Origin of the sequence: Neobacillus niacini (assembly GCF_000759675.1) — a bacterium.
Classification (GTDB): domain Bacteria; phylum Bacillota; class Bacilli; order Bacillales; family Cytobacillaceae; genus Neobacillus; species Neobacillus niacini_A.
The window spans coordinates 73,673-99,057 of record NZ_BAWM01000045.1; the positions used below are offsets into that span (position 1 = coordinate 73,673).

Below are 25,385 nucleotides of genomic sequence, written 5' to 3' on the forward strand. Positions count from 1 at the left end.
ACTCCTATACCTCTTTCACTTTCAACCGATACGTCCGAACTGCATTCCCGCCAAAAATAGCCTTGATTTGAGCCTCAGTCAATCCAGTCGGTAAAGTTGCGCCAACCATCTCGAGCATGTCCGTAAAGCTTCCTGCCTGTAAGCAGACCGGCCAATCGCTTCCGAACATCAGGCGCTCCGTTCCGAATGCATCGATCGCATGCTTGACGTATGGGGCAACTTCGGATGCCGTCCAGCCTTTTCCACCAGATCCCGTTGCTAATCCTGATAACTTGCAGGTGACATAATCAAACCTTGCCATCGCTTCCAATCCATTTGCCCAAAGTTCCGTTCTATTACTCCCGATATCCGGAACCGCCAAATGATTAATGATGGCCTTAAGCTTCGGCACACCTTCCAATAGTTTCACCATCGCAGGAAGATCGGCCTGTCGAATGAGCAGATCGACCGGAAAGCCGTCTTCAACGAGCAGCGCAAGATTGCGGAGCAATTGCGGATAACGGCTCCAATCCCCATCAGGTACCGCAGGGAAGGTCGGGCGAATCCCGACAAAACGCGGATTGGTACGAAAGCGTAAGTAATGTTGTTCAAAATCCGCACCGGTCACATCGAGCCATCCGACAACCCCAAGCAATGTCTCTTCTTGTTCACATAAATCGAGCAAAAAATCCGTCTCTTCCATCGTCGGCGCCGCTTGCACGACAATCGTTCCTGATACGTCGCATCGCTGCAGCACCGATTTTAACTGTTTCGGCATATAATCTTGATACAATACCGGTCCTTCGTCCGGCGTCAGCCAGCCGTAATCGCCGCGCTGAAGTTGCCAATAATGTTGGTGGGCATCAATCCTCATTGTTCGGTCCTCCCATGAATCATGTTCTGCTTATCTACACTAGGCCATGGCATATCATAAGATGGCGAATGGACAAACCGCTCCATGGACAGTCTCAAAGTGATGCCTGTTCCCGCAGGCATCGATACGTTCAGCCATTTCCCTTGAGCCGCAATCGTGCCAGTCACATCGTCCGAAGAATTGATGATTTCTCCATTTGAGAATCGATGTTCGCCAAATACGCCAGCTTGAATGATAACCTCTCGATCATCGAACAGGCTCGTGTTCACCAAATGAACCGTTACGGAATCCGGTGTCAGCTTCTCAACTAGAGCAGAAACGCCCGGCGGCAGTCCCGGCCGTTTCGCCGCTGCGTCAAAATAGCGTACGCGCCCATGCTGCAGACCCCCATGCGAAATGTGCATCGGTCCGCCCAGCGTCAGCTGCACAAGGCCTTCGAAATATAGCGGGCACATTTCCTGCCAAATGTGAATGGCCGAATAAATCCCTTCACTGTAATGCTCGGTCCATTGATACGGATCGCCTTCCGGAGAGCGCATCTTCGCGAGCTGGTTGCCAATCATTTCGTAATTGGCGCTTAGAATCTTCTGCGGATAATCGGGGTTGAGCCCGCGAATATATTGATACCAAGGCTGCGTATTACCGATATAATGCTTTGTCTCCCGTCCGGTTTCCGGATCCCTGCCAGAGAACCTCGGCACTATGACAGCATTCCAGTCATGGTCTTTCGGGATGCGCTCTATGCGTTCCACATCCTCATCCGCCATCGACATCGACCAAAGATAGATCGGATACTTTGGCAGCGCCTCCCTATAATCGGTCCAGCCGCTGTCGAAATGCTTGAATGGCACCAGCCATTTGCCATCCTTCTCTTGACGCAGCTCCCAGTTGCGATCCAACTGCTCCCTTGCCAGCTGCAGTCCATTCATATCGCCAGTAAGCAATACCTTATTCATGCAGGCATTCGTAAGCGGCTCAATAATCGTCATGAAACCGTGAGGCCATCGCCAGCCATAGTAGCCGCCCCACCATTTGCCGTCGTTGTACTCCCCGATTTGACCTGTAAGTCCAATATTGTCAGGGATAATGCCGCCGTTTGATCGGGTCCGCTTCTGCCAGGCATTTACGTATTCAACTACCCAGCTCCGCAGCTTCTCATCTCCACTATGAAGAAACGCATGCGTGATTAATCCCGTTGCATTCAAATTCAGCGGCACATCGCCGCGATTCATCCGCTGATTCATCATCGCTAGAAGCTGCTTATAGACCTCATCGTTCGACCATGGGCACTTGCCGCTTGCAAAATCGACGCCCGGAATATCTTCGTAAGGCGCTAAGTAATCGTCCAGAATGCCGCGATGCGTGCTCCAATCCTCTTCGTTTACTTCAAAGCGAGGACCGCGGCTGCCTGTCAGTGGCGATCGGATAAGCTTCCGCTCCTTATCGTAGTTCAGCGCTTCCGGGTCGTCGCCCGTATACATCGCTGCAAATTTGCTGGCGCGCTGCCGATCCTTAAGCGTCGAAGGTCCCGCCAGACCAAGAAAATATAAATACAAATAGCCTTCGCCATGGTGCATCCAATCGTAATAGGCATCGAACTCGCGGTGGATTTGTCCGTATTCCGTCCACTGCCAAGTAATACCTTCCCATATTTTTCGAGATACTTCATGCAGTTCGCTGCTTCCTCCGAGCACATACAAGAGCGCCAAATTCATAAACCCTTCATAAGGATCATCCGACCCATCCATGCCTGGCCAATGCTCGAACCAAATGAGCGTACCGTCGGGCTGCGTGTAACGCTCGACGAACTCTTTGGCTGCCTTGTTCAACGTTTCAAAAAGCTGCTGCTCCTGCATCGCCCACGTCGGTGGAACGACCCGTTCTGAGGCCTGAATACTCGCGATACTTCCGTTCATAAGCGATGAAGACATTGTGCTCACCCTCCCTTTGTATTGCTTATTGTTTATTAAATAAATAAAGGTTGTCCTTGGAATAAGCTATATACCTGACGCAGTTCTTCCGGACCTGCCAGAACGTTTCGCACGTCCATTGGAATCCTTTCCACTCCGGACGCCGACCCGTATCCGCTTCTTCCGAGATGCGTACGGCCTGGCGAATAAAATCGACATGATATTACTCGATTTTCTATTGCCTTTCGGTATAGCCGACATCGGAATGGGAATGGTGAATAGCATAGATTTTCCACTTGCGCGTTAACGATTTCATTGATCTTCTCCCCCTGGGATTGTCTAAACTACTTTTATCCTAGTTGGTACCCACCATGTAACGGAATCAGCGCCCCATTGACCCATGACGACTGAGTACTGCACAAAAACGCAACTACATCCGCCACCTGTTGGGACGACCCCACGTCCGCCCTCAGCTTCTCGGATTCGGCGATCCTTTCCGCTTCAGCAGGATCTTCGAACAGCTGTTTGAACCAATCGTTCAGAAGCGGCGTCGCGATGCCCGCCGGGAGCAACGCGTTGCAGCGAATGCCCGTATCCTTCAGATCCAGCGCCAGCCCTGTCGTCAGATGGTTCAGCGCGGCCTTGAGCGAGTCGTACACGAAATTTCCGGCAATATTTTTCTGGCTGTTGAGCGAGCTGATGTTCACGATCGCGCCGCGCGTCTCTTTCAAATACGGCAAAGCTTTCTGAATCAGAAAAAATCCCGACTTTACATTGACGGCAAAGAGCCGGTCCCAATCTTCATGCGTTACCGCTTCGATCGGCTTGTTGCACACCAGGGCAGCATTGTTGACGACAAAATCGATTCTGCCCCACGTTTTCACCGCTTGCTCTACGAGCGTATTCGGCGCGGAGGGATGGAACTGGTCTACTTGAACGAAGAGTGCCGATCCACCGTCCTTTTCGATTCCTTCCACAACTTCACGGCCCTTCTCCGCATCCCGCCCGCAAACAACGACGCGGGCGCCGTATCCGGCCAACGTCTCGGCGATCGCTTTGCCGATCCCGCTGCTGGACCCGGTGACGATCGCAACCTTATCCTGAAATTTAGTCAACTTCCCCATCTCCTTCTTAGCATCATGTCGTACGATTCCCCCTACATGCAGTTAATGGGGCACCTTTACCCTTTCACTATACATAGGTTGATAAATGCAGAAAACACAACAATAGGTTCAGATTTTGAGCACATAGAGGCCAAAGTCTAGCATCACACCTTATTTTTTCTAATGTTGATGGTTTGGAGCCCATCGAGACACTCCAATTAATGTGTTGTTTCCTGTTCCTGCAGGACTAAATATTACTTGTCGGCATTTGTCTCCAATAAGCTGCTCGTAATCGATCTGACAGGATTGCTGCCTCTATTTGGAGTCAGAATAATGTTTACACTGCTATGATTTCGGTTCAGGAAATCATTATCCGTTTCTTCTTCGTCTATTTATTCCTCCTTACAAGATTCATAATTTCACTATACAAAAGCAAATGAAGGTCGACATCTAAAAAAAGTAATAATATCTTCAATAAACCGTCGTGATGCTCATCAAAAAATATTCTTTTCTCTAAAATTTCCGAGCTTCACCGTACTTTATGACTGACGATGATCTATTTGAGGAAATAGAAAAGAGGGGCGAGAACCCCTCTTTTTGTTTTACACTTAACAGGGATTCAATACATGACGAAGATGGTTCTCAAGCCAAACCATTCGCAACTGTTGCTAATGCCAAAGTGAAAGAAATGATTCAAGAATTACCTGATCAAAAAATGACAAGTGATTTAATGATCATTACTCAACTTTGCTGCGAATCCCTTGAATCTCATTATTTTATTCTACTACTATATTCATTAATCACCCCTCAATGCTGAAACGCTACATTCATTGTAGCTAAGCTGATCTCAAACCAACAATCTCAAAATCCGTAGTTTTTGATGTTTTCTGCTACTTCTATACTTTAAATTGTGTAGAGTAACTCATATTTTTAATACACTCTCTAAATCTTGTAGAATTGAGTTACCACAAAACAGAGCCCCCTATCATACTGTTAACTTTAGTTAATGATAGAGGGCTAGTTTTAAAATTGTACCGTTATCTTACTTTCTGGGCTTTCCAGACTGGTCATGCGGTAAGGTTACTGTGGCTGTGGCCTTCCTTTGGTTGCCTGCATGGTCGGTAGCTGTGTAAGTTATCGTATAGACTCGGCCTATTCCTTCACCGAATCTTGTTGCACGCAAACTGAAAGAGGTATCTTCTGAGCCCAGTTTCGCTTGGATATCTCCGTCTTTGCTTTCCGGTTCATTACTGGTAATAGTCATTAACACAACCGATTTGACTCCCGAAAGGGTATCACTGGTATCCAGCGTGGCATTCACCTTCACCATTTTTTGATTCGCTGTCCAGAGTATCGACGGGTCCAGTTCAATCTTTAAGGTCGGTGCCGTCTTGTCGATCTTCACGGTGACCGTATGTCGCTGCTCGGCATTTCCTGCCTTGTCTACACTCCAGTATTCCAGCTTGTGGGTACCTTCTTCAGTGAATTCCACCGAATTACCGGTTTGCTCGGTTCCACCGTTTACGATGTAATGGGTGCTAGCGACTCCGGTTCCACTGTTAGTTGGCGTTCAAGAGTACGGTAACATCTTGATTGACCCAACCCTACGGTGCATTGTCTGTTGTCGTTGGTGGTTGTTGATCAACGACTTTTACTCTGTTACTCTGTTACTCTGTAGGTCGCTTTTGCTTTTAATGTTGTTCCTTCGACTGTTCCGTCAACGGTGAACACGCCCGCCTTCGCAACCATGTCTGCAGTGATTTCCTCCCATACAACGTCCACTAGCCCTGTTGTTCCATCGTTGTATACAGCCTCAACCTGATCTGGAAGTGTTGGTATTTCACCTTGTTTCGTATCTACATTAACCGATTTGTAGTCTACGATCGTCTTTACCTCTTCTTCCACTTCAAAGACATTAAACTCAGCAGCCGATGCCCACCCGTTTACGCCAGCCGTTGCTTCGAGCTTGATATACGATGCATTCGTCGGTGTAAAAGTTGCGAATTTCTCCGCACTGTTGTTTGCCCAAGTTCCGCTTGCAACCTTGGCAAAGTCCACTCCATCCTTACTTACATATACGTTATAACCTGTAATATTTCCATTGCTGCCTGATTGCCTTGGCAAATAGGCGATTGTATTGATATTGAAGGTCCCTCCAAGGTTTAAGGTAATCGATTGAGGGAGAACGTCAGATTTATCCCACTTTGTATGCCAAATCGTCTGCGGATTTCCGTCAATCGCCATAGAGGCTGCATTATTTCCACCACTCGTCTCCTGGCTTGTCGCCGTTGCCGTCATTTGTGACTGAGGGAGAGTATCCCTAGTTACAGCAATTGGCATAGGACGACTTTCAACGGTTACCCCGTCTAAAGTAGCCTTTACAACAACAGTCGCATTAAATCCACGACCGATATCGCCTTTAACAATGATCGTATTGCTGCCCTCAACAACCGAAAGCCTTTGATCGCTAAATTGATATTCTACAGTAGCCCTTGATAAATCGGCTGTTTCTCCTGTATTTAATAGGCCTTCAATTGTAGCAACGATTGGTTGGTTAGGTTGAATCGCCGTTTTATTTAGAGTAACGTTAATGTTGTTTAAATAAGAGTCCGTATAGATTTTTCCTGACTCGTCAACAAAAAGATACGTAACATATTCAATCGGACGTCCGCCGATCGTCACTCTAATCTTCAGCTTTGCCATGCCTTCTGAAACAGCGGTTAGCAGGTTTGAATCCCCTACCTTAATAATATCCTCGTTTTCGCTTGTTACTACGATATCGTCAGCTTTATCAATCGGTTTGCCATTGCCCTTGAAAGCTTTGATTTCATATTTACCTGTAGTCACATCAATCGGTTTATACTCATATTCGAAGCGATCAAATAAATTCGAATCGATCCCGTTTATGGCCACGTCAAGCAAATCCACCGTTGACCCGTTTGAACCGCCATCAAATATTACTTTAACGTATTGAGCTTTCGTGTTGATTGGATATTGGTTGTAGAAGCCAAAATAAGCATTACCCGTCGGACCGTTTTCGGTGATGACATCATTCCATTTCACGCCATCATCGCTCGTTTGAATTTTTATTGTTTTCGGCGTATTGATATATCTTTGCTCCGAAGAATTGAAGTTCAGATTGATATTGGCAATGTCGGTCTTTGCCGGCAACTTAAATTGAATCCATGCCTTTTCACTTGCGGGAACCGACCATTTGGATTGATCAAAATGAATTCCGTCAATCGTTTTTCCATCAACCAGATTTTTTGCCTCTTTTTGAGCATGACTTGCTGTAATTTCAGTGGTTTCTGCAAGATTTTGGTATGGCAGCAGGTCCATGAATATTTTATTTGTTGTAAATGTTTTGCCGTCTAAAGTTACAGTAGCCCAAACGACTCCTCGTGTAGGTTGATCTACGAACGGCGCAATAATTTTATCTTTCTTGAAAGTAAACGTATTTACTTCTTTGATAGCCACGGGCTTATATTTGTCACCCGCCTGTAAATCAACAACACCGCCGTGCCATTGAATTTGAGCTGCATCAAGCCCTATTGCTCCGCCTTTTGATGATCTGCCTTCGATTTGATAGCTGAGTTCTTCTAATGTACCGAACTCGCCGTAAGCTTCTTTTCCATTCACGAGTAAGGTTGCGCCGATCATGCTCTCGCCAACATAAATTTTGCCGTCTTTTGCTGTTACTTTTAATGTATCCTGTTTCGTTACACCTTCATAAGTACCGCTAACAGTGATAGTTGTTGTTCCGTTTGATACCGGAGTTACGATTCCTTTAGCATTAACTGCCGCTATTTTAGGATTCTCACTTTTGTATTTTATACCTGAAAGCCTTGCTTTAAGCGCTGGAAATGTCATATATCCCTCAGCGTTGATTTTGAGTGACGAGGGCTTTAACTGCTCTCCCGTTGCATTGACATTCGTAAGCTTATATTTGCGTGCAGAATTGTCCGTTACAATCTTGATGATCGTATCGATCTGATCCTCCTCGACATTGGCAAGATTGATTGTCAGGCTGTCACCTTTTTGTACAAATGATTTTACTGGAATATCCTTGTTTAACCATGTTACGGACTTAACTTTGTCTTTAATCGGACGAATGGTTAAAGACTTTCCAGGAATGGCATCAAACCCTTTTTTGCTGTCAGGTCCTTTCATAATATGAAGATAAACATTGTTGTCTCTATACGTTGCGTATCCCCATTGTGGACCTGTAGTACTGTTAGCTAAAGCAAATTTTTCATAATTACCTTTTCCATCATCTTCATAGCCATAGCCCGACAAGAAATATGGCATTGTGCCTGTTGTCGACTCGTGTCTTTCCGGCTTGCCTTCTGGCGCAAACCATTCGATCAAGCTTTCTCTCACATCAATGAATTCCTGCTCAGCTTTAGGATACCTTGTCGCTATATCCTCAACAGAGTCCCAATAAGACCCGCGGCCATCTACTGCAGTCTGATCATTATTATCCACATAGCCTCTGCCGGCATTCATTAACATTTCCTTGGCAACTTGCCTGAAATCGTCACGTTTACCGTAATAGGGAGATAATGCGTTTTTTGTACGTATCATTTTCCACGGTTCCATAATCGTACGTTTTACAAGATGATTTGCAGCGCCACTACTGTAAATACCACCTGCTTCTTCGGTTCTTAAATCAGGGTCTCCAAACTCTTCGCCCCATGCATTGGAGTTTATAATAATCTCATCGCTGTAATTGCGAACATGACTGTACATGACGTCATAATTGGCGTTGGGCATTGCCTGAGGACCGTCAAAATAAAGGTACACCGGGTCATAACGCAAAATGAGATCCTCCACATTCTGTACAAACACATCTGTAGAATTATGTTGCAATCCGCCGCCCTCGGTTGCGTAATAGATGCCGAATTTCATGCCATGTCGTTTTACTGCCTTTTCAAACTGTTCTAATCCATCTACGACTTGACCATTCTCATCTTTCGGGAGATAGGTATGTCGCGGGTGCTGCGGATCCGCAAATTTAGACGGCCAATGGTATAATTGCTGCAGTGCTTCAACTGATACTAATGAATGGCCCTGACGCTTCGCTCTTTCCGCCCATAAATCGGCAGAGAAATTCGGATCTACGAAGTAGTTATAAGACGGGGCAGCATGCGTTAGAGCACTAACTCGCCCTTCTTCGAACCATTTATTCGGGCGTTCCTTGACGGTAATCTTCATCTTCTTGGTCGCTTTATTCCCGTTCAGGTCCGTAACTTGCACGGTAAAGTTATAGTCTCCCGGCTCACTGTTGATGCTGATGATGCCTTTGCTGCTGGTTAGGTCGACTTTGCCGTTCACTAAACCATCCGTGATGGTCCCATCCGCTTTTAGTTCCAAGCCTTCTGGCAGTTTACCTTCAACGATGCTCCAAGTATAACCAGGTGCGCCTCCGCTCGCCATGAACTGGAATGCCGAAGCCGACAAGCCGTACTTTTTACTCGATGTCGATTTATTCCACACATACGGCCATTCCTTGTAGCCAATAGGCATGTTTTGGGTTGGCAGCGGCGTTTCAACGTCATCCTCGGTCGATAGTCCTTGACTGACGATACTTAGGGCGTCAGAATCACCTTCAACCGAATTGATAATGCCATCGATCATATTGCCGTTTTGATCTGCAACTCTTCCATAGAACCCGAGGTACGCCACATTCTGATCTTTCGCGATTGGAACGTTGTTGGCATTCACATCTTCGGTGTACGTATGTTTGATTTGAAGCATCAGCTTGTTCCAACCTTGCTTCAACTGGATGGCTTGTTTGGTCAAATCCTTCTGCACTTCCACAGGCGTGGTCGGCGCAGATACGCAGCGATCGTTGACATAGAGTCGATAGGATCCGCTGGCGCCTACATTAAAATATGCTTGCTGATCTGCTGGACTGTAGATGTAGGTGTGAGCGTATACGTATTTGTTTCTCGTATCGACGCCTTTTTTGACTGTAAAATAACCGTATAAATCCTGATAATCATCATAGTTCCGGTTATAGAGGCGATCATCGAAATACTCCCACTTATTACTTTCTTGATTCAAGGCTAATGGATCGCCGATTTTAGGCGTGATCACACCCGACTCAGGAGTGGATTCGTCGGTCTGTCTGTTATAGACCTCGATCTCTGAAAGACCTGTGATCGAAGGATAAGGTGTACGACCTTTATCGATTTCAACCTTCATTTCCACGACTTTCTTTAGCCCTGACTGCATCGCATATACTGTTGGCTCAGCAGCGCTGGAAGACGTGCTGTCAACCTTTCCGGATTCGACTTTGCTGCCGTCTTCAAGCGTGAATGTAATGTGATACCAATTGTTGATGTGACGAGAATCGCCCCATTGGGCAATTTTTACTTCATTTAGTGCAATAGGATCCTTCCATTTCAGATTTACCCATGGACTGGAATCATTTTCGGTCACCCACTGTGTCCTGGTGTTGCCATCTACTAAATACGAAACAGGGTTGACGGCAAGTGTCGATGATGAAGCGGTTATGTCAGATGCCTGCGGAGCAAGATTGATGACTTCGCCACCCTCGCATCCATAAATGTTGTCTACGACAGGCGAATCGAAAGGACCTGATACCAGCCACGAGTTAATAAACGGGGCGTTACCTGTTGTCTGCTGTGCGTACGCCTTCGTACCGGGGAAACCAATCATGAATGATGCAAAAAGCATTACGGTTGCCAATACGCTAGAAATGAATTTAGTGCTATTTTTTACCATTTTTACCCTTTTCCTCCTTCATTCTCTACCTTCCAAACGATTGCTTGCCATTCACTTATTACCGATAAGCATCCTCTCCCAAGTTCAAAATACGATAATGCAATATCACCTAATGAAAAGACTCCTTTCTAGTCGTTCGCCCTCGTATGATGCCGCTTTCACAAACGGTCGCGCTGCGACGAAGTCGGAACGTTGGACTGCTATATTCATTAATCACCCCCAGATGTTGTAATTTGATAAAGTAGCTGCATACTTGTGATAAATAAAATATACTTTTTATCGAAATATTCAGCTAATTTACTCACATTGTAGTCTAGCTGATCTCAAATTCACAATCTCAAAAACTGTAGAATTTGATGTTTTTTACTACTTCTATACTTTAAATTGTGTGGGGTAACTCATATTTTTAATACATTCTCTAAATCTTGTAGAATTAAGTACCACAAAACAGAGCCCCCTATCATACTGTTAACTTTAGTTAATGATAGAGGGCTATTTTTAAAATTGTACCGTTATCTTACATTTTGGACTTTCCAAGACTGGTCATGCGGTACGGTTACTGTGGCTGTGGCCTTCCTTTGGTTGCCTGCATGGTCGGTAGCTGTGTAAGTTATCGTATAGACTCGGCCTGTTCCTTCACCGGATCTTGTTGCACGCAAACTGAAAGAGGTATCTTCTGAGCCCAGTTTCGCTTGGATATCCCCGTCTATGCTTTCCGGTTCATTACTGGTAATAGACGTTAACACAACCGATTTGACTCCCGAAAGGGTATCACTGGAATCTAGAGTGGCATTCACCTTCACCATCTTGTGATTCGCCGGCCAGAGTATCGATGGGTCCAGTTCAATCTTTAAGGTCGGTGCCGTCTTGTCGATCTTCACGGTGACCGTATGTCGCTGCTCGACATTTCCTGCCTTGTCTACGCTCCAGTACGTCAGAGTGTGAACGCCTTCTTTAGTGAATACAACCGAATTTCCGGTTTGCTCCTCTCCATCGTTTACGATGTAATGAGTGCTTGCGACTCCGGTTCCATTGTCAGTTGCGTTCAAGAGTACGGTAACATCCTCATTCACCCAACCGGTAGGAGCATTGTCTGTGGTGGTTGGTGCTTCTTGATCCACTACTTCCGGAATTAATTCAAATTTATTAATGTTCCAGCCTGATTGAATTACTTGAAGCCTTATCGTATGCTTGCCTTTCGTCAATTCAACTTCATCGGACACTGTGGCCCAATTCTGCCAACCACCGGTTGAAGGAAGCGATGTTACTTTAGCCGAAACACCATCTACCAGGAAATTGACTTTGCCAGTATTACCAGCATTTACAGCTACCCTGTAGTTCAGCTTGTATTTCCCAGTGACAGGTACATTCAAGTTATACTCCATCCAGTCTCCAGGATCTAACCAGCCTACATTCTTTCCACCTTCCGAACAGTCTTCTGTCTGAATCCCAAACATATTATCATAATCTTCCGCCTCTACTGTACCAAATGGTTCTACTGTTACGGTTATGCTTGTCGTCAAGGGTACATTGTTCGGGTTCAAAAATCCACTCGGTAAGGTTACTGTTCCATTCACGGTAAAAGTCTGACGAATATACTTTTGTGTTGGATCATAATCCGAGGACTCTACTTCCCAATTCACCTCGGCATCAGTGTCTTCACCATCGGTAAGCAATTTCACCGTTTTCGGCAATCCGAGAGCTTCAGCTGTCTTTTCCGCTCCACCTTTTACCATTTGGTCAGCAGGAGATTTTATGCCGTACATAACATATTGATCCTTGGTCCACACTGAAACTTCTTTAAAATCGATATCCGTACCCTGAGCTCCGTCTTCAAAAAGCAATCTCAAATATCTTCCTGAAGTCGTTAAGACATAAGTATAAGGCTTAGGCTCATTTCGGCTATACGAATCGTTTTTGGGAATATTCGTCACTTTCGACGCTACCGTCGTCCAATTCGAACCGTCATCGCTCACTTGGAAGGTGATGTTCTTAGGTACATTAATATAACTGCTGTTCAGCATAGAAGGAGTCGAAGGGTAATTATATTTCGTGTTGCTATTGAACTGGATATCTACACGGTAAATATTCTTCTTTTGCTCCATGTCAACCTGCCACCAGCTTCCCGGCTCCGAGCTACCGGCACTCCACATAGAACTGGCTGAACCATCATTCGCTTTTTCCGGTGTGTTGCTTCCCTTTGAACTGCTAGCAGTTGCTAGCTTGTTCAAGCTCACGATTGGGAACTCTAATTCCTCTACAGGTGGTGCCGCGACCCCTCCATATACAAACACTTGGTCAAAATAGGTTTCTCCGCCTTTGCCTTCCCAGTCCCCCATGCCAATATAGTTAAAGGAATCCCTTGGAAGAGAGCCGACAAGAGTATCATCAATATACATTTTCACATCTGTTTCAGATGAATAGTCAAATTTGAAATTATGCCATCCAAATGATCTTTCCACATTTGTAGTGACAACTTTGTCCCCATCTTTATATACATAGTAATCCTTCGATGTATCTCCTTTAGCACCCAAAGCTACGATATCGGTACCATTGTCAACCCTGACAAAAGCATTAGGTGAGATTACGTAGGAGCCGCCGCCCTCGCCTGCGTCACTGCCTGAGTAATCTTGTCTTTTATCAAAATACTGGACTTCAACAATTTTGTTTAAGTCTTTTTCAAATTTTCTACTTACTACTACGCCGCTCTTGTTCTTATTACCATCGGTCGCCAGAGAATGCTTTCCATTCATTGCACCTTCCGACATATAAACCTGATTGATATGAGGACGGCCCTTTTCAATATTCCATTTGGATAAATTTAAGTTACCGTTTTCAAAGGCGTCTTCGAAATACATATCGTTTGTATCCGGTCTGTATACTTCTTGATGGTATCTTTCAAATGGGAAGTCTGAAGTTAATCCAATCTTGTCATACTCCATTCGTGAATCATCGAATGTATTTAATATATTGTCGTTATAGTAATTATTGTTAACATTATCCATGTGGAATTTATCTTGGGTCACGGCTTCTTCAATACGCATTGTTTTACTTTGCGGATTGGTAACCTTAATATTAGAGAGATGTGTACCGCTTCCCCCCATGGTCAAATCCATCCCGTGTACTGTATTTTTATCGCGTAAAGATGGATGTGCTCCGACACGATCTACGATGACCTGGTCCATATAGTTATATCTTTCCGGTCCAACATCATAGTACTTGTATCCGTTTTCGATCTTCACATTTTCGTCGTTACCATGTCTCTTTAAAATCTCATTACCTCTCAGAAGATAAACCCAGAATATAGCGCTGTCTTCTCCGGCATCTTGCTGCATGTCATGTATATTTATATAGCTATATTTATTTTTTACAGTATACATATCCGTCAGTTCATCATATTTGCTGTCTAAAGAATTTCGGCGAATACCAGCGGAAGTCATAATGGCTCTTCTTGGTGAATTATAAATTTCAAGATGCGAAATATCACTGTTAGACGTATTCATCCATGTAACACCAGATGCATGACCAACATTTTGGCCGATATCATGAATGGCGATGTTTGTAATTGTATGGGAATGATTATATTTGCCTACGCCTGGATATCCACCGTCAGAGGATATGCCGCCATATCCAACAAATTCGATATCAATATTTTTGAAAGTATTGTATTGATTATCCCGATACATAGCGATTCCAAACAATCCAATATTTCTGATCTTGGTGTTCTCGATGGTAATATTATTCGTATTAATCATCGTTACGGCACCAATCTTGTATTCCACCCGATCAGTTTGCTCGCTGTAAGCCGGATTGGTGCTGCCTTCGGATTCAGGCGGTACTGTTCCAAGTCCACCGCCAGCATCTGTCTCATTCCAGCCCGATGTAAAATAATTCGTGTACTCTGTGTTTTTTAATGTTAATCCATCAATTTTAATGTTGTGCGTCTGTTTTAATGGATCTGGTTTTAGCTTGTAGTCCGCATAGGAGCCATCACCTTTATCGTCTCCCTTGAAGTACAATATCTTCTGCATGGTTGGCGCTACGACGGTCCATTGATCTACACTTCCGTCTTCTTCCTTAGGATAATAATAGAGATCGCCGGTTACCTTGTCATAGTAGTATTCGCCTGGAACATCCAGGAAAGATATATTCCCTTGTAAATAATATCTTGCACCACTACCGATCGGATACTTAGGTCTGTATAACTCAGGTCTTTCCGGGTCTTGCGGAAACATCAGCTTTCTTGAGCCTGAATCTATCTTTTCTATAGGGATAGTATTGGTAAACCAGTCCCAATCACCGCCATCCCAAACATACACTTGCGCAATCTCTTTATATCCTGCTGCCTGCGCCTTAGCCATTCCATCAATGGATCTTTGATCGAGATCTCCGGCTTTGTAATTCATATCATGCATGCCGCCACCGACAGAACGAAGGTATTCTCCCCCATATGCTGGAAACCTCGGGTCGATATCCTTGTTTTTTGTTCTTGCCATAATCGCTTTTTTATCATTAACGTATAAGGCATTAAAATTAAACTTTGATGGATCGAGTTTAACTTTATACACTTTGTCTTTTATTGAATCTAGCAGTCCTGCCGCTACATCCGCATCCGTACTTTTCTGCCATCCTTCAATTTTAGTACCACCTATAAGATTCGCTTTTCCTATGCCATCGGCGCTTCTGTAAATAACATTATGCCCATTCGTACCTGAATCTTCTACATTGAATTCAACAGGTTCGTTAAGGTAATAGTCACCTTGGCCGATGTTGACAATAATATCACTTGTCATTTTTTGATCAGGTAATGCTTGAATCATTTCACTTACTTTGGCTTTGGCCTTAGCAACAGTAGCAAACGGTTTGCCTTGTGTACCATCTCCAGCTGTGTCACTTCCACCTACTTCAACATAGATCTGGGTCTGAATACTTGTGGCATCAATTAACCCTTCAGGACTAATTTGATCATTGCTTGCAAAAGCCACACCTGTAAAATTAGGCAGCATAATACTAAGCGAGAGTGAAACGCTTACAATTTTTCGTGATAACATCTTACAAAGTTTCATAGCAACTCCTCCGTTTTGTAGTAAAAAAATAATTTTTCCAGTCAAAACTAATACGATCATTACTCAACCTTGCTGCATTCAACTTTGCTGCGAATCCTTTGAATCTCATTATATTATTCTACTACTATATTCATTAATCACCCCCAGATGGTGTAATTTGATTTTCAGCTGCATACTTGTGATTAAATAAAATCTACGATTTATCGAAATATTCAGCTGAATCACTCGTATTGTAGCCGAGCTGATCTCAACCCAGCAATCTCAAAAACTGTGCTTTTTGATGTTTTCTGCTTTTTCTACTGCTTAAAATTTTGTGCTATAACTCATATTTTTAATAAATCCTCTAATTTCTTCTAGCTAACGTAAAAAAACAGCCCATTTCCATAAGGAAAAAAGGGCTGTTCTTTATGTTACATAGCTGTTAATCACCATCGATTTCTTGTCCAAGCTGCAGCTTATATTCACTGAGGGACATACCAAAATGCTTTTTAAATCGCGTGTAAAAATAATTGTTCCTCTCTAGACCAACCTTGTCAATAATGGTCGATAAAGACAGTTTGGTGTTGCGCATATATTCGTCCAGCTTTTGCATGCGGAAGTCAAAAATGTATTGCACAATCGACTGCCCGTGTGCTGTTTTGAACAAATGGCCGACATAGTTCGGTGATAGGCGCAATCTTTCAGCAATGGAACTGAGGCAAAGTTCGGTGTTAGAATATTTCGATCAGCTGTTCCTCTTTTTTGAATGAAACAATTTTTTGGCGGTCTCGTCAATCTGTCGTTCTACCGATTCGTCATCGTAATCGTGGTCCGCAAAAAAGGAAATGTCAGAAAAAACGTAAGTAAAACCGTAATAATGATGGTGATGATTAAAAAGGAAATAAATGATTTACGCTGAAAGCTCGTACGATGTGTTTTATGTTTTGAGAGCTTCATTGCGATCTCCTAGTAATACGACTTTCTAGTATTATCTTCCTAATATAATTCCAATTTATTTTATAGTGTTAAATAAATTGCACCACCACGATTTATAACACTTTGAAGAAATCGTTAGTTTTTAGAGATTTCTAGTGTTGAAAAACAAAAAGAACAACATATTTGTTTGTTGAGCAAGAAAATCCTCCTAACTACAATGATAGCAGACGTAAAAATTTTATAAATCACACGGTAATGGAGAGATATGATGAATTACAACTATCACCAGGATTTGCAGATCGTTAGGGTCAACACCATGCCTGACCGGTCTTATTATATTCCCTGTGCACCAGGCAAAGCCACCTCATCGAAAGAAAACAATGAGAGTGTTTTACTCTTAAACGGCAGCTGGCAGTTCGCGTATTATCCTTCCTTTTCTGAAGCTTCTCTGGAAGGTAATTCGGACAGCGTCCTTCCCGTTCCATCCAACTGGCAAATGTACGGCTTCGACAAGCATCAGTATGTCAATTTTGATTATCCGATTCCTTATAATCCGCCCTTTGTGCCAAAAGAAAACCCGTGCGGTATTTATAAACGCACCTTTTCGGTGGAGCTTACAGAGGAAATTAGGTTTTATTTGAATTTTGAAGGTGTGGATTCCTGTCATTACATTTTTCTCAACGGTGCTTTTGTAGGATACAGTCAGGTATCCCATTCCACTGCTGAATATGATGTTACCCCGTTCTTGCGAGATGGGGAGAACGAGATCGCCGTCGCAGTTCTAAAATGGTGTGATGGAACCTATCTGGAAGCGCAGGATAAATTCCGCATGTCGGGCATTTTCCGCGATGTTTATCTATTGAAACGCCCGCAACATCATGTACGCCATTATGTGGTGCAAACATCAATACAACAAGAATGTGCCGCTATCTCTTTCAAATTTGACGATTTCGGTCAAGCTCTTAATAAATCCATCAAAATTTTGGACGCAGCAGGCAGGCTTGTGGCGGAGGGAGAAACTTGCGATGACACACTTTGCCTGACCATAGATCACCCTGTACTTTGGAATGCTGAGCAGCCGTACTTGTACCAGATGGTTCTTGATACCACTGAGGAGCGGATTGTAGATACGATCGGGATTCGCACGATATCTGCCAAGGGAAATGTACTGCTTGTCAACGGACAGTCTATCAAACTAAAAGGTGTAAACCGTCACGACAGCTATCCCGATACCGGTTATGTGGCTTCACTTGAGCAAATGGTGCAAGATTTGCAGCTGATGAAACAGCACAACATCAACGCGATTCGCACATCGCATTATCCGAATGCACCAGAGTTCTATCATCTGTGTGATGAATACGGCTTTTATGTGATTGACGAGGGTGACATGGAAACGCATGGCGCATGGTCGAGCCACGGCGAGCGCGAGGATGACTGGTATGCGCTTATGCATCACGATCCGCGGTTTGAAACAGCTGTTGTGGATCGTGTGCAGCGTCTTGTCACTCGCGACATCAACCGCCCGTGTGTGCTGATCTGGTCACTTGGTAACGAGAGCGGTTTTGGTGTTAATACATTAGCCGCTATTGACGTCATGCGGAATCTGGACAGCACACGCCTTCTTCACTATGAATCGAAGCTGCTTGTACCTGAGGATCAGGGAAAATTCAGCTTTGATATTCTGGATGTAGAAAGCTATATGTACCCGGATCTTGAAACCGCTGAAAAACTGGCTCAGGAATGTAAAAAGCCATTGATTCTGTGTGAGTTCGCGCATGCCATGGGTAATGGCCCTGGCAGCTTAACCGAATACTATGATTTGTTCTATCGTTATTCTGGTTTTGCCGGCGGCTTTGTGTGGGAATGGTGTGATCATGCTATTGTACAACATGATGCAAGTGGCAACCCGCAGTATCTTTATGGCGGGGACTTTGGCGAAGTGCTGCATGACGGGAATTTCTGTGTGGATGGGCTGGTCTATCCTGACCGCACGCCGCACACCGGTCTGCTGGAGCTGAAAAACTGTGCGCGTCCTGTTCATGTGACAAGGCAAGGAAACACATTCTGGGCTGAAAATAAACTAGACTTTGCCGATCTTTCCGATGCGCTTACCATCGTCTGGACACTGGAGCAAAGCGGTACAAAAATAGCCGAAGGCAGCATTGCCGATTTCAACCTTGCTCCACACACGAAAGCTCAATTGCCGCTTTCACTGCCGCAAATTGACGGATCGCGTGTGTATCTGAAATTTGAATATGTGCAAATGGCCGAACATCCACTGATTCCTGCAGGAACATCTCTTGGGTTTGATCAATTTGATCTTTCCACCGAAAAATCGAGCGTAATCTTGCCGGTATCGCATCACGCCGTAACGGCTAGGCAGACCGAAACTGGATGGCTCGTGTGTGGCGAAGCTTTTTCCTATCATTTTAATACAACACTCGGTACTTTTGATTCATGTGTGGTAGACGGCAAAGAGTGTTTTGCTCATCCGGCAGAATTTGATATTTACCGCGCCCCTACGGATAACGATATGATTGAGGCTGGAATTGCCAGTTATAGTAAACGTTCCTGGAAAAGCCTGCGACTGGATGCGGCTTATGCCTATACGTACGAAACGTCGGTAGAACAATCGAATACATGTGTTACCATTATCTGCCCTCTGTCGCTTGTAGCAGATCGTGCAGCGCCTTTCTGTACGATCAAGGCAGTCTATAAAGTGTATGGAAGCGGAGCCGTAGAAGTGAAATTGCACGTATCGGTGCGCAAAGATCTAGCCTATCTGCCGCGTTTTGGCATGCGCTATTTTCTTACCGAAGATTTTCAGAATTGCACCTATTTCGGCTATGGTCCGCATGAGAGCTATGCCGATAAGCATGCAGGCTGTTATAAAAGCAAGTTTCATGCAACAGTGCCGGAGCTTTTCGAGAACTATATTTATCCGCAGGAGAACGGTTCACACTACGATACCGAAGAATGCACATTGTCAAACGCGGCTACGGCGATCAAGGTATGCAGCACAACGCCTTTTAGCTTCTGCGCTTCAGAGTATACTCGTGAAGAGCTGGCTGCAAAGAATCACCATTTCGAGCTGCAAAAAAGCGGCTGTACAGTATTGAACATTGACTATGCTATGACCGGAGTCGGCTCTGGAAGCTGTGGTCCTTATACACTGGAGCAATATCGTATGACGGAGAAAGAATTTGTATTTGACTATGCATTTTTGCCTCAGAAGAAATCATGATGGAGGTTCTCCTATGTCACAACAAAAATTCACCTTATATTTGATCCACCACAGTCACACAGAAAAGGCTATACAGACTATCAAGAGAAAATTATTTTAAGGTAGATTTAGGCGGCTTCCATCAATATCGTTATTCTCTTCTATTAAATAATTCATTTAAGGTATCTGAAGCCTTTCAATCAGCAAAGGCTGCTAGCTGTCCTGTTCTATGCTACTATTCTTACGTTTAGAAGCTAATTGAACCGAGTTAAGATACTCCATTATTACTTAAAGAAAAAGTAGACCGCCCATACGCAAAGGATTGGCAGTCTACTTAGATCACTTAATTTGCAGCCTTATAGCGGCTATTATGCAGGGAGCGTATTATCAGTACGTTCCCTTTTTCTATTTTTATTCAATGGCGTTGCATAAACGAAGGGGAGCTGCCTTCATCCGCGTTCCATGGGGTTGATTGGCGGGATCGCTTATATCCTGATAGCCATGTCCATACTGGGGGCTATTTCAATAAAAGCTTATCAGAAAAAGAGAATCAATCAGAAGAATTTAAGCTCAACTTAAATAAAGAAGAAATTCAATCAAACGTTTGAGAAAGGACTGACTCTATTTACGAGCCAGTCCTTTCTCATCCTTAGTTACTTTCTAAATTCTCTCAGCTGCCAATTCAAATCCTTCGTTTGTTTATAAACTTGTTGATAGATTGTAATTAGTTTCTTGTAGACTTCCACATTTTCTGGAATAGGATAATAAGTTTTTGCCGTTTGAATAAATACTTGCGCACATTCTTTTAGGGATGGATACCATCCGCAGCCGTATGCCGCTAACATGGCCGCGCCCATTCCAGGACCTTGCTCACTTGTAATCTTTTCAATTTTTGCATTAAAGATATCTGCCTGCATTTGCAGCCATGTTTCGTTTTTGGCGCCGCCGCCGATGGAGATAATCGAATCAATGGTCTTGCCACTGCTTCTAAAGATCTCAATTGATTCATTTAAGGAGAATGTAATTCCCTCAAGAACAGCGCGGGCGAAATGTTTACGCTCATGGGCTGCATCAATGCCAATAAAGCTTCCGCGAATATTTGAATCTGCATGAGGGGTTCTCTCTCCCACTATATAAGGAGTGAATAATAATCCGTTGCTTCCTGCCGGTACATCATCTACACCTTCTAAAAACTGATCAAAGGCTTCCTGTTTAGCGAAGGTATCCTTAAACCAGCTCAAACTATAACCGGCTGCCAGGGTTACACCCATGGTATAGTAAGCATTTTCTTCACTATGATTAAAGTAGTGAACCTGCCCTTCAAAATCCAAATCGTTTCTTTCTTCATAGGAAAGAACGACTCCTGAGGTGCCGATGCTGCATAAAGTTTTACCTTCAAAAAGAATTCCAGAACCAATGGCACCGCAGGCATTGTCAGCACCGCCTGCAAATACTTTGGTTGCTTCCGATAAACCAGTGGCTTCGGCAAATTCAGCCGTTATGGTCCCAACGAATGCATGAGACTCCACTAATGGAGGGCAGAATTCAGCGGAAAGACCAAATCTTTCTAAGACCTCACTGCTCCATTCACGATTTGCTACGTTTAGCAGTAATGTTCCTGCTGCATCAGAATATTCCATGTGGATATTTCCCGTAATCCGGTAACGGAGATAATCCTTTGGAAGCATAAATACACTTACCTGTTCAAAAATTTCAGGCTCCTCCTGTTTTACCCAAAGAATTTTTGGCAGGGTAAAACCCTCTAAGGCAGGGTTTTTGGTCACCTCTAATAAACGCTGTTTGCCAACAATCTCGTAGATGTCCTGACATTGTTTCGATGTTCTCGTGTCATTCCACAAAATAGCGTTTCGCAGCACTTGTTTGTTCTGATCTAATATGACAAGGCCATGCATCTGCCCGGAGAAGCTGATGCCCTCGATATCGTTTACATCCCCATCGAATTGCTCGATTAGTTGAGCTAAACCTGCAGTGGTTTTTTCTACCCATTCTTCCGGGTTCTGTTCACTGTAACCCGATTTTTCAATAATGAGAGGATAGGATTTTGATACTTCTTTGCACACTTCACCATTCTGATTGACGAGTAATATTTTTACCGCACTCGTCCCGAGGTCCACACCAATTACGTATTTCATCTCAATCATCCTTTTCTATAAAAATGTGCTGGAGTAAATATACTGCCAGCACATTTTTTTATGATTTATATTAAAGGGGTTTTAAACAGTTACACTAGAAAGTGTTTCTAGCAGGTATTGATTAATTAAAGCTTTTAGACGTTCCGTTCTGCCTGATTGATTTTTAATTTCTGTTAATTGAAGAGCATATAATTCAAGGTTTCGGAAGTTTGTTCTGCCTTCCACGATTTCTAAACCGATACCTTTTGTATAGCTGCTGTAGCGCTCTTCGATGAAGCTATCAATGACTTTATCTTCGATTAATTTGTTCGCAACTTTCAAGCCGATTGCAAATGCATCCATACCAGCGATGTGTGCATGGAATAGGTCTTCTGGCTCGAATGATCCACGACGTACCTTTGCGTCGAAGTTCAAGCCGCCTTTTCCTAATCCGCCATTTTTCAATATTTCGTACATAGCCAATGTGTTAGTGTACAAGTCAGTCGGGAATTCATCAGTATCCCATCCAAGCAATGTATCCCCTTGGTTCGCATCGACAGATCCAAGCATGCCGTTGATACGAGCTGTTCTTAACTCATGCTCGAATGTGTGGCCAGCTAAAGTAGCGTGGTTAGCTTCAATATTGAACTTGAAGTAGTCTGTTAGGTCATATTTTTGCAAGAATGCTAGACCAGTAGCCACATCGAAATCATATTGATGTTTTGTAGGCTCTTTTGGTTTCGGCTCGATTAAGAATGGGACGTTTAAGCCGATTTCTTTCGCATAATTTACTGCCATATGGAAGAAGCGGGCCAAGTTATCTTGCTCAAGCTTCATATCCGTATTTAGAAGGGTTTCATAACCTTCACGCCCACCCCAGAATACATAGTTTTCGGCTCCAAGTTCTTTTGCTACTTCTAACGCTTTTTTCACTTTCGCTGCAGAGTAAGCAAATACATCTGCATTTGGAGAAGTTGCAGCGCCGTGAACATAGCGTGGGTTAGAGAACATGTTTGCTGTGTTCCAAAGCAATTTAGTCTTGCTAGTTTTCATGTATTCTTTGATCATTCCGACGATAACATCTTGGTTTTCGTTAGTTTCTTTTAACGTGCTTCCTTCTGGAGCGATATCCACATCATGGAAAGCAAAGAATGGAACATTTAATTTTTCAAAAAGTTCAAATGCTGCTTCCACACGTGCTTTTGCTAAGTCTAAACCTGAGAAACGATCCCATGGACGAATTGCAGTTCCTACGCCAAATGGATCCGTTCCATCAGCGGTGAATGTGTGCCAGTAAGCAACGGAGAAACGAAGAATTTCTTCCATTGTTTTTCCGTTGATTTTTTCTTCTGGATTATAATACTTAAATGCTAAAGGATTTGTGGATGCAGCACCTTCAAATTTGATTTTATTAACAGTTTCAAAAAAAGCCATTTGTTTATTCCTCCTAGTAATTTTAAGGTAACAGATCAACATGTAAGAGATTACAAGTGATTGTTATTAATCTTTGAATCTTTAACCTTTAATTGATTAGATTATATCACCGTCAACTTAGTTTGTACATTGGACAAACTAAGTTGTTTTGAAAATTTATTGAACGGTCCTATTCATTGTCAGTTTGCTTCAACTACACGTAAAAATTGACTTCCAAAATAAAAACAAGTTTATTTGTCATCATTCACTTAAGGGACTAGCGGAGCCCTTAATAACACGGCGGTTTAAGTTCGTATATCAAGAAGACAAAGTCTATGGTAAAATAGCGATACTATCTACCAAATAAGGAGTTTTTAGAAGTGGAGACCATGTCATGGAATCAACAAATAGTTAAAAAAAATAATAAAGCACTCGTTTTACAATTAATGATGGAAAAAGAGCCGATTTCAAGAGCTGACATTGCTCAAGTATCAGGTTTGCATAAGGCAACGGTATCTTCCCTAGTAAATGAATTATTAGAAGAAGAACTTATTTTTGAATCAGGACCTGGGGAATCAAGCGGTGGACGGCGCCCGGTGATCCTTCATTTCAATAAGGCGGCCGGATATGCGATTGGCATTGATATCGGGGTAAACTATGTACTTTGCGTGTTGACGGATTTAAAAGGCAATATTCTAATTGAAAAAAATCAATCTGTTAACCGAACCCCCTATCCTTTTATAATGAAAATCGTTCAGAATATGATTCAGTCTCTAATGGATGAGATGCCTCACAGCAGGTATGGAATTGTCGGTATAGGAGTAGGTGTTCCCGGAATTGTAAACAAAGAGGGCTCTATCCTTCTTGCTCCCAATTTAGGATGGACAAACATTCAGTTAAAAAAAGACCTTGAAGAGTTATTCCATGTCCCCGTCATTATTGAAAACGAGGCAAATGCAGGAGCTGTTGGTGAACAACAGTTTGGTGCAGGTCAAGACCATCAAAACATTATTTATGTCAGTGCTGGAATTGGAATCGGTGTCGGGATTATTTTAAACAAAGAATTATATCAAGGTAAAAATGGATTTTCTGGTGAAATGGGACATATGATCATTAATCTCAATGGAAAGCCCTGCAGCTGTGGCAGCAGAGGATGTTGGGAAGCCTACGCTTCTGAAAATGCCCTGCTGGAGATGGCGAACCAAGATTCACTTGAGTCACTGATTAGATTAGCAGAAATTCGAGATGAACCCGCGCTTAATATTTTTGACGAAATTGGAAAATATCTAGGATATGGTATTAATAACATTATTAACACCTTTAATCCTGACCAGGTGATCATTGGAAATCGTTTAGCGTTAGCAAAAGAATGGATTGAGCAGCCAATCCGGACCACGATTGAAAAGCATACACTCACGTACCACCAAAGTGAAATGCAATTAGATTTTTCTAAACTCGAAAAATATTCGACCGCTTTAGGTGTAACTGCTTTTGTGGTGGATAGTTTTATCAAAGAAGATAGTAAAACCTCATAGATGTGCTATTACAATTTGCTGCTTCGTATTATTTAACCCTTCCTAAAAACATGGACTTCATTAAAACCCATGGTAAACAAAATAGTCCATGCTTAAGGATGCCTTCTTGGCTGAAACCCCGACTTTTTTAAGAAAGCGCGTTTTTTTTACTTTACTTATGATTGGGAAAATAACAGTCCATGACCACCGAAAAGCATTTCCCAATAAAAGACCCTGTTTTGAAAAAGGCGACTCAAAATTTGCACATACATATAGAAAAAATAGTGTAGGGCTGCCCACAGTGGACAGCCCCAATGACAATTATGATACTTTCTTCTGAATCTTGTTTTCCCTTCCACAAGTGCTCCATTTGCTCTAGTGTTTTTCCCTTTGTCCCTGGTACCCACTTCCAAACAAAGGTGGCAGAAAGGATACTCATTAAACCATAAAAACCATAAGTCATTCCACTGCTATATTCCATCATTATTGGATAAGTCGATGAAATA

The 25,385-nt window shown here is 43.3% G+C and carries 14 protein-coding genes and 2 pseudogenes; 3 read left to right on the plus strand and 13 right to left on the minus strand.

The genetic code is table 11. The annotated features are described in order from the left end of the window. Positions 1-4: 4 nt before the first annotated feature. From TR08_RS17305 to TR08_RS32625, 7 genes and pseudogenes are all read right to left on the minus strand, one after another. Positions 5-853 (minus strand): amidohydrolase family protein, encoded by an 849-nt coding sequence (locus TR08_RS17305; RefSeq protein ID WP_045520228.1) that lies wholly within the window; start codon positions 851-853, stop codon positions 5-7. After that, positions 850-2,784, minus strand: coding sequence for a hypothetical protein (locus TR08_RS17310; RefSeq protein WP_045520229.1), 1,935 nt, complete (start codon positions 2,782-2,784; stop codon positions 850-852). The genes TR08_RS17305 and TR08_RS17310 overlap by 4 nt, the downstream gene beginning before the upstream one ends. Positions 2,785-3,113: 329 nt before the next feature. Next, on the minus strand, positions 3,114-3,878 hold the full coding sequence (locus TR08_RS17315) for an SDR family NAD(P)-dependent oxidoreductase (protein ID WP_052427499.1): 765 nt from the start codon (positions 3,876-3,878) through the stop codon (positions 3,114-3,116). 1,030 nt (positions 3,879-4,908) lie between these two features. Further along, positions 4,909-5,196 (minus strand): hypothetical protein, encoded by a 288-nt coding sequence (locus TR08_RS32620; protein WP_274521022.1) that lies wholly within the window; start codon positions 5,194-5,196, stop codon positions 4,909-4,911. 78 nt (positions 5,197-5,274) lie between these two features. Further along, positions 5,275-5,412 (minus strand): annotated as a pseudogene (locus TR08_RS34185) (OmpL47-type beta-barrel domain-containing protein); the annotation flags it as partial. A gap of 113 nt (positions 5,413-5,525) precedes the next feature. Continuing rightward, entirely contained in the window at positions 5,526-9,590 is a 4,065-nt protein-coding gene (locus TR08_RS17325) for a discoidin domain-containing protein (RefSeq protein WP_193747771.1), read from the minus strand. Positions 9,591-9,748: 158 nt separating this feature from the next. Then, the gene (locus tag TR08_RS32625; protein ID WP_193747772.1) at positions 9,749-9,898 is read right to left on the minus strand and encodes a hypothetical protein; all 150 of its coding nucleotides are present in this window, start codon (positions 9,896-9,898) and stop codon (positions 9,749-9,751) included. Positions 9,899-10,440: 542 nt separating this feature from the next. Here TR08_RS32625 and TR08_RS32630 point away from each other — a divergent pair. Beyond that, on the plus strand, positions 10,441-10,848 hold the full coding sequence (locus TR08_RS32630; RefSeq protein WP_193747773.1) for a hypothetical protein: 408 nt from the start codon (positions 10,441-10,443) through the stop codon (positions 10,846-10,848). 280 nt (positions 10,849-11,128) lie between these two features. Here TR08_RS32630 and TR08_RS17330 read toward each other — a convergent pair whose 3' ends face one another. The 3 genes from TR08_RS17330 to TR08_RS32635 form a co-directional block, all read right to left on the minus strand. Continuing rightward, positions 11,129-15,682, minus strand: coding sequence for a carbohydrate-binding protein (locus TR08_RS17330; RefSeq protein ID WP_193747774.1), 4,554 nt, complete (start codon positions 15,680-15,682; stop codon positions 11,129-11,131). A gap of 421 nt (positions 15,683-16,103) precedes the next feature. Next, entirely contained in the window at positions 16,104-16,358 is a 255-nt protein-coding gene (locus tag TR08_RS31150; RefSeq protein ID WP_193747775.1) for a helix-turn-helix domain-containing protein, read from the minus strand. A 107-nt stretch (positions 16,359-16,465) separates the two neighbouring features. Beyond that, on the minus strand, positions 16,466-16,618 hold the full coding sequence (locus tag TR08_RS32635) for a hypothetical protein (protein WP_193747776.1): 153 nt from the start codon (positions 16,616-16,618) through the stop codon (positions 16,466-16,468). Positions 16,619-16,865: 247 nt separating this feature from the next. On the opposite strand from TR08_RS32635, the gene TR08_RS17335 reads away from it, so the two are divergent. Further along, positions 16,866-19,841, plus strand: coding sequence for a glycoside hydrolase family 2 TIM barrel-domain containing protein (locus tag TR08_RS17335; RefSeq protein ID WP_052427500.1), 2,976 nt, complete (start codon positions 16,866-16,868; stop codon positions 19,839-19,841). 632 nt (positions 19,842-20,473) lie between these two features. On the opposite strand, the gene xylB is transcribed toward TR08_RS17335, so the two are convergent. After that, a complete protein-coding gene (gene xylB, locus TR08_RS17340) occupies positions 20,474-21,973 on the minus strand; it encodes a xylulokinase (protein WP_045520240.1) in 1,500 nt (499 codons plus the stop codon). Between the two features lie 81 nt (positions 21,974-22,054). Continuing rightward, complete coding sequence (xylA, locus tag TR08_RS17345; RefSeq protein ID WP_045520241.1) at positions 22,055-23,386, minus strand: xylose isomerase; 1,332 nt, start codon at positions 23,384-23,386, stop codon at positions 22,055-22,057. Positions 23,387-23,754: 368 nt separating this feature from the next. Between xylA and TR08_RS17350 the strand changes: the two genes are divergently transcribed. Further along, on the plus strand, positions 23,755-24,900 hold the full coding sequence (locus TR08_RS17350) for an ROK family protein (protein WP_045520465.1): 1,146 nt from the start codon (positions 23,755-23,757) through the stop codon (positions 24,898-24,900). Between the two features lie 232 nt (positions 24,901-25,132). On the opposite strand, the pseudogene TR08_RS31155 reads toward TR08_RS17350, so the two are convergent. Further along, positions 25,133-25,384: pseudogene (locus tag TR08_RS31155) on the minus strand (MFS transporter); the annotation flags it as partial. Between the last annotated feature and the right edge of the window lies 1 nt (position 25,385).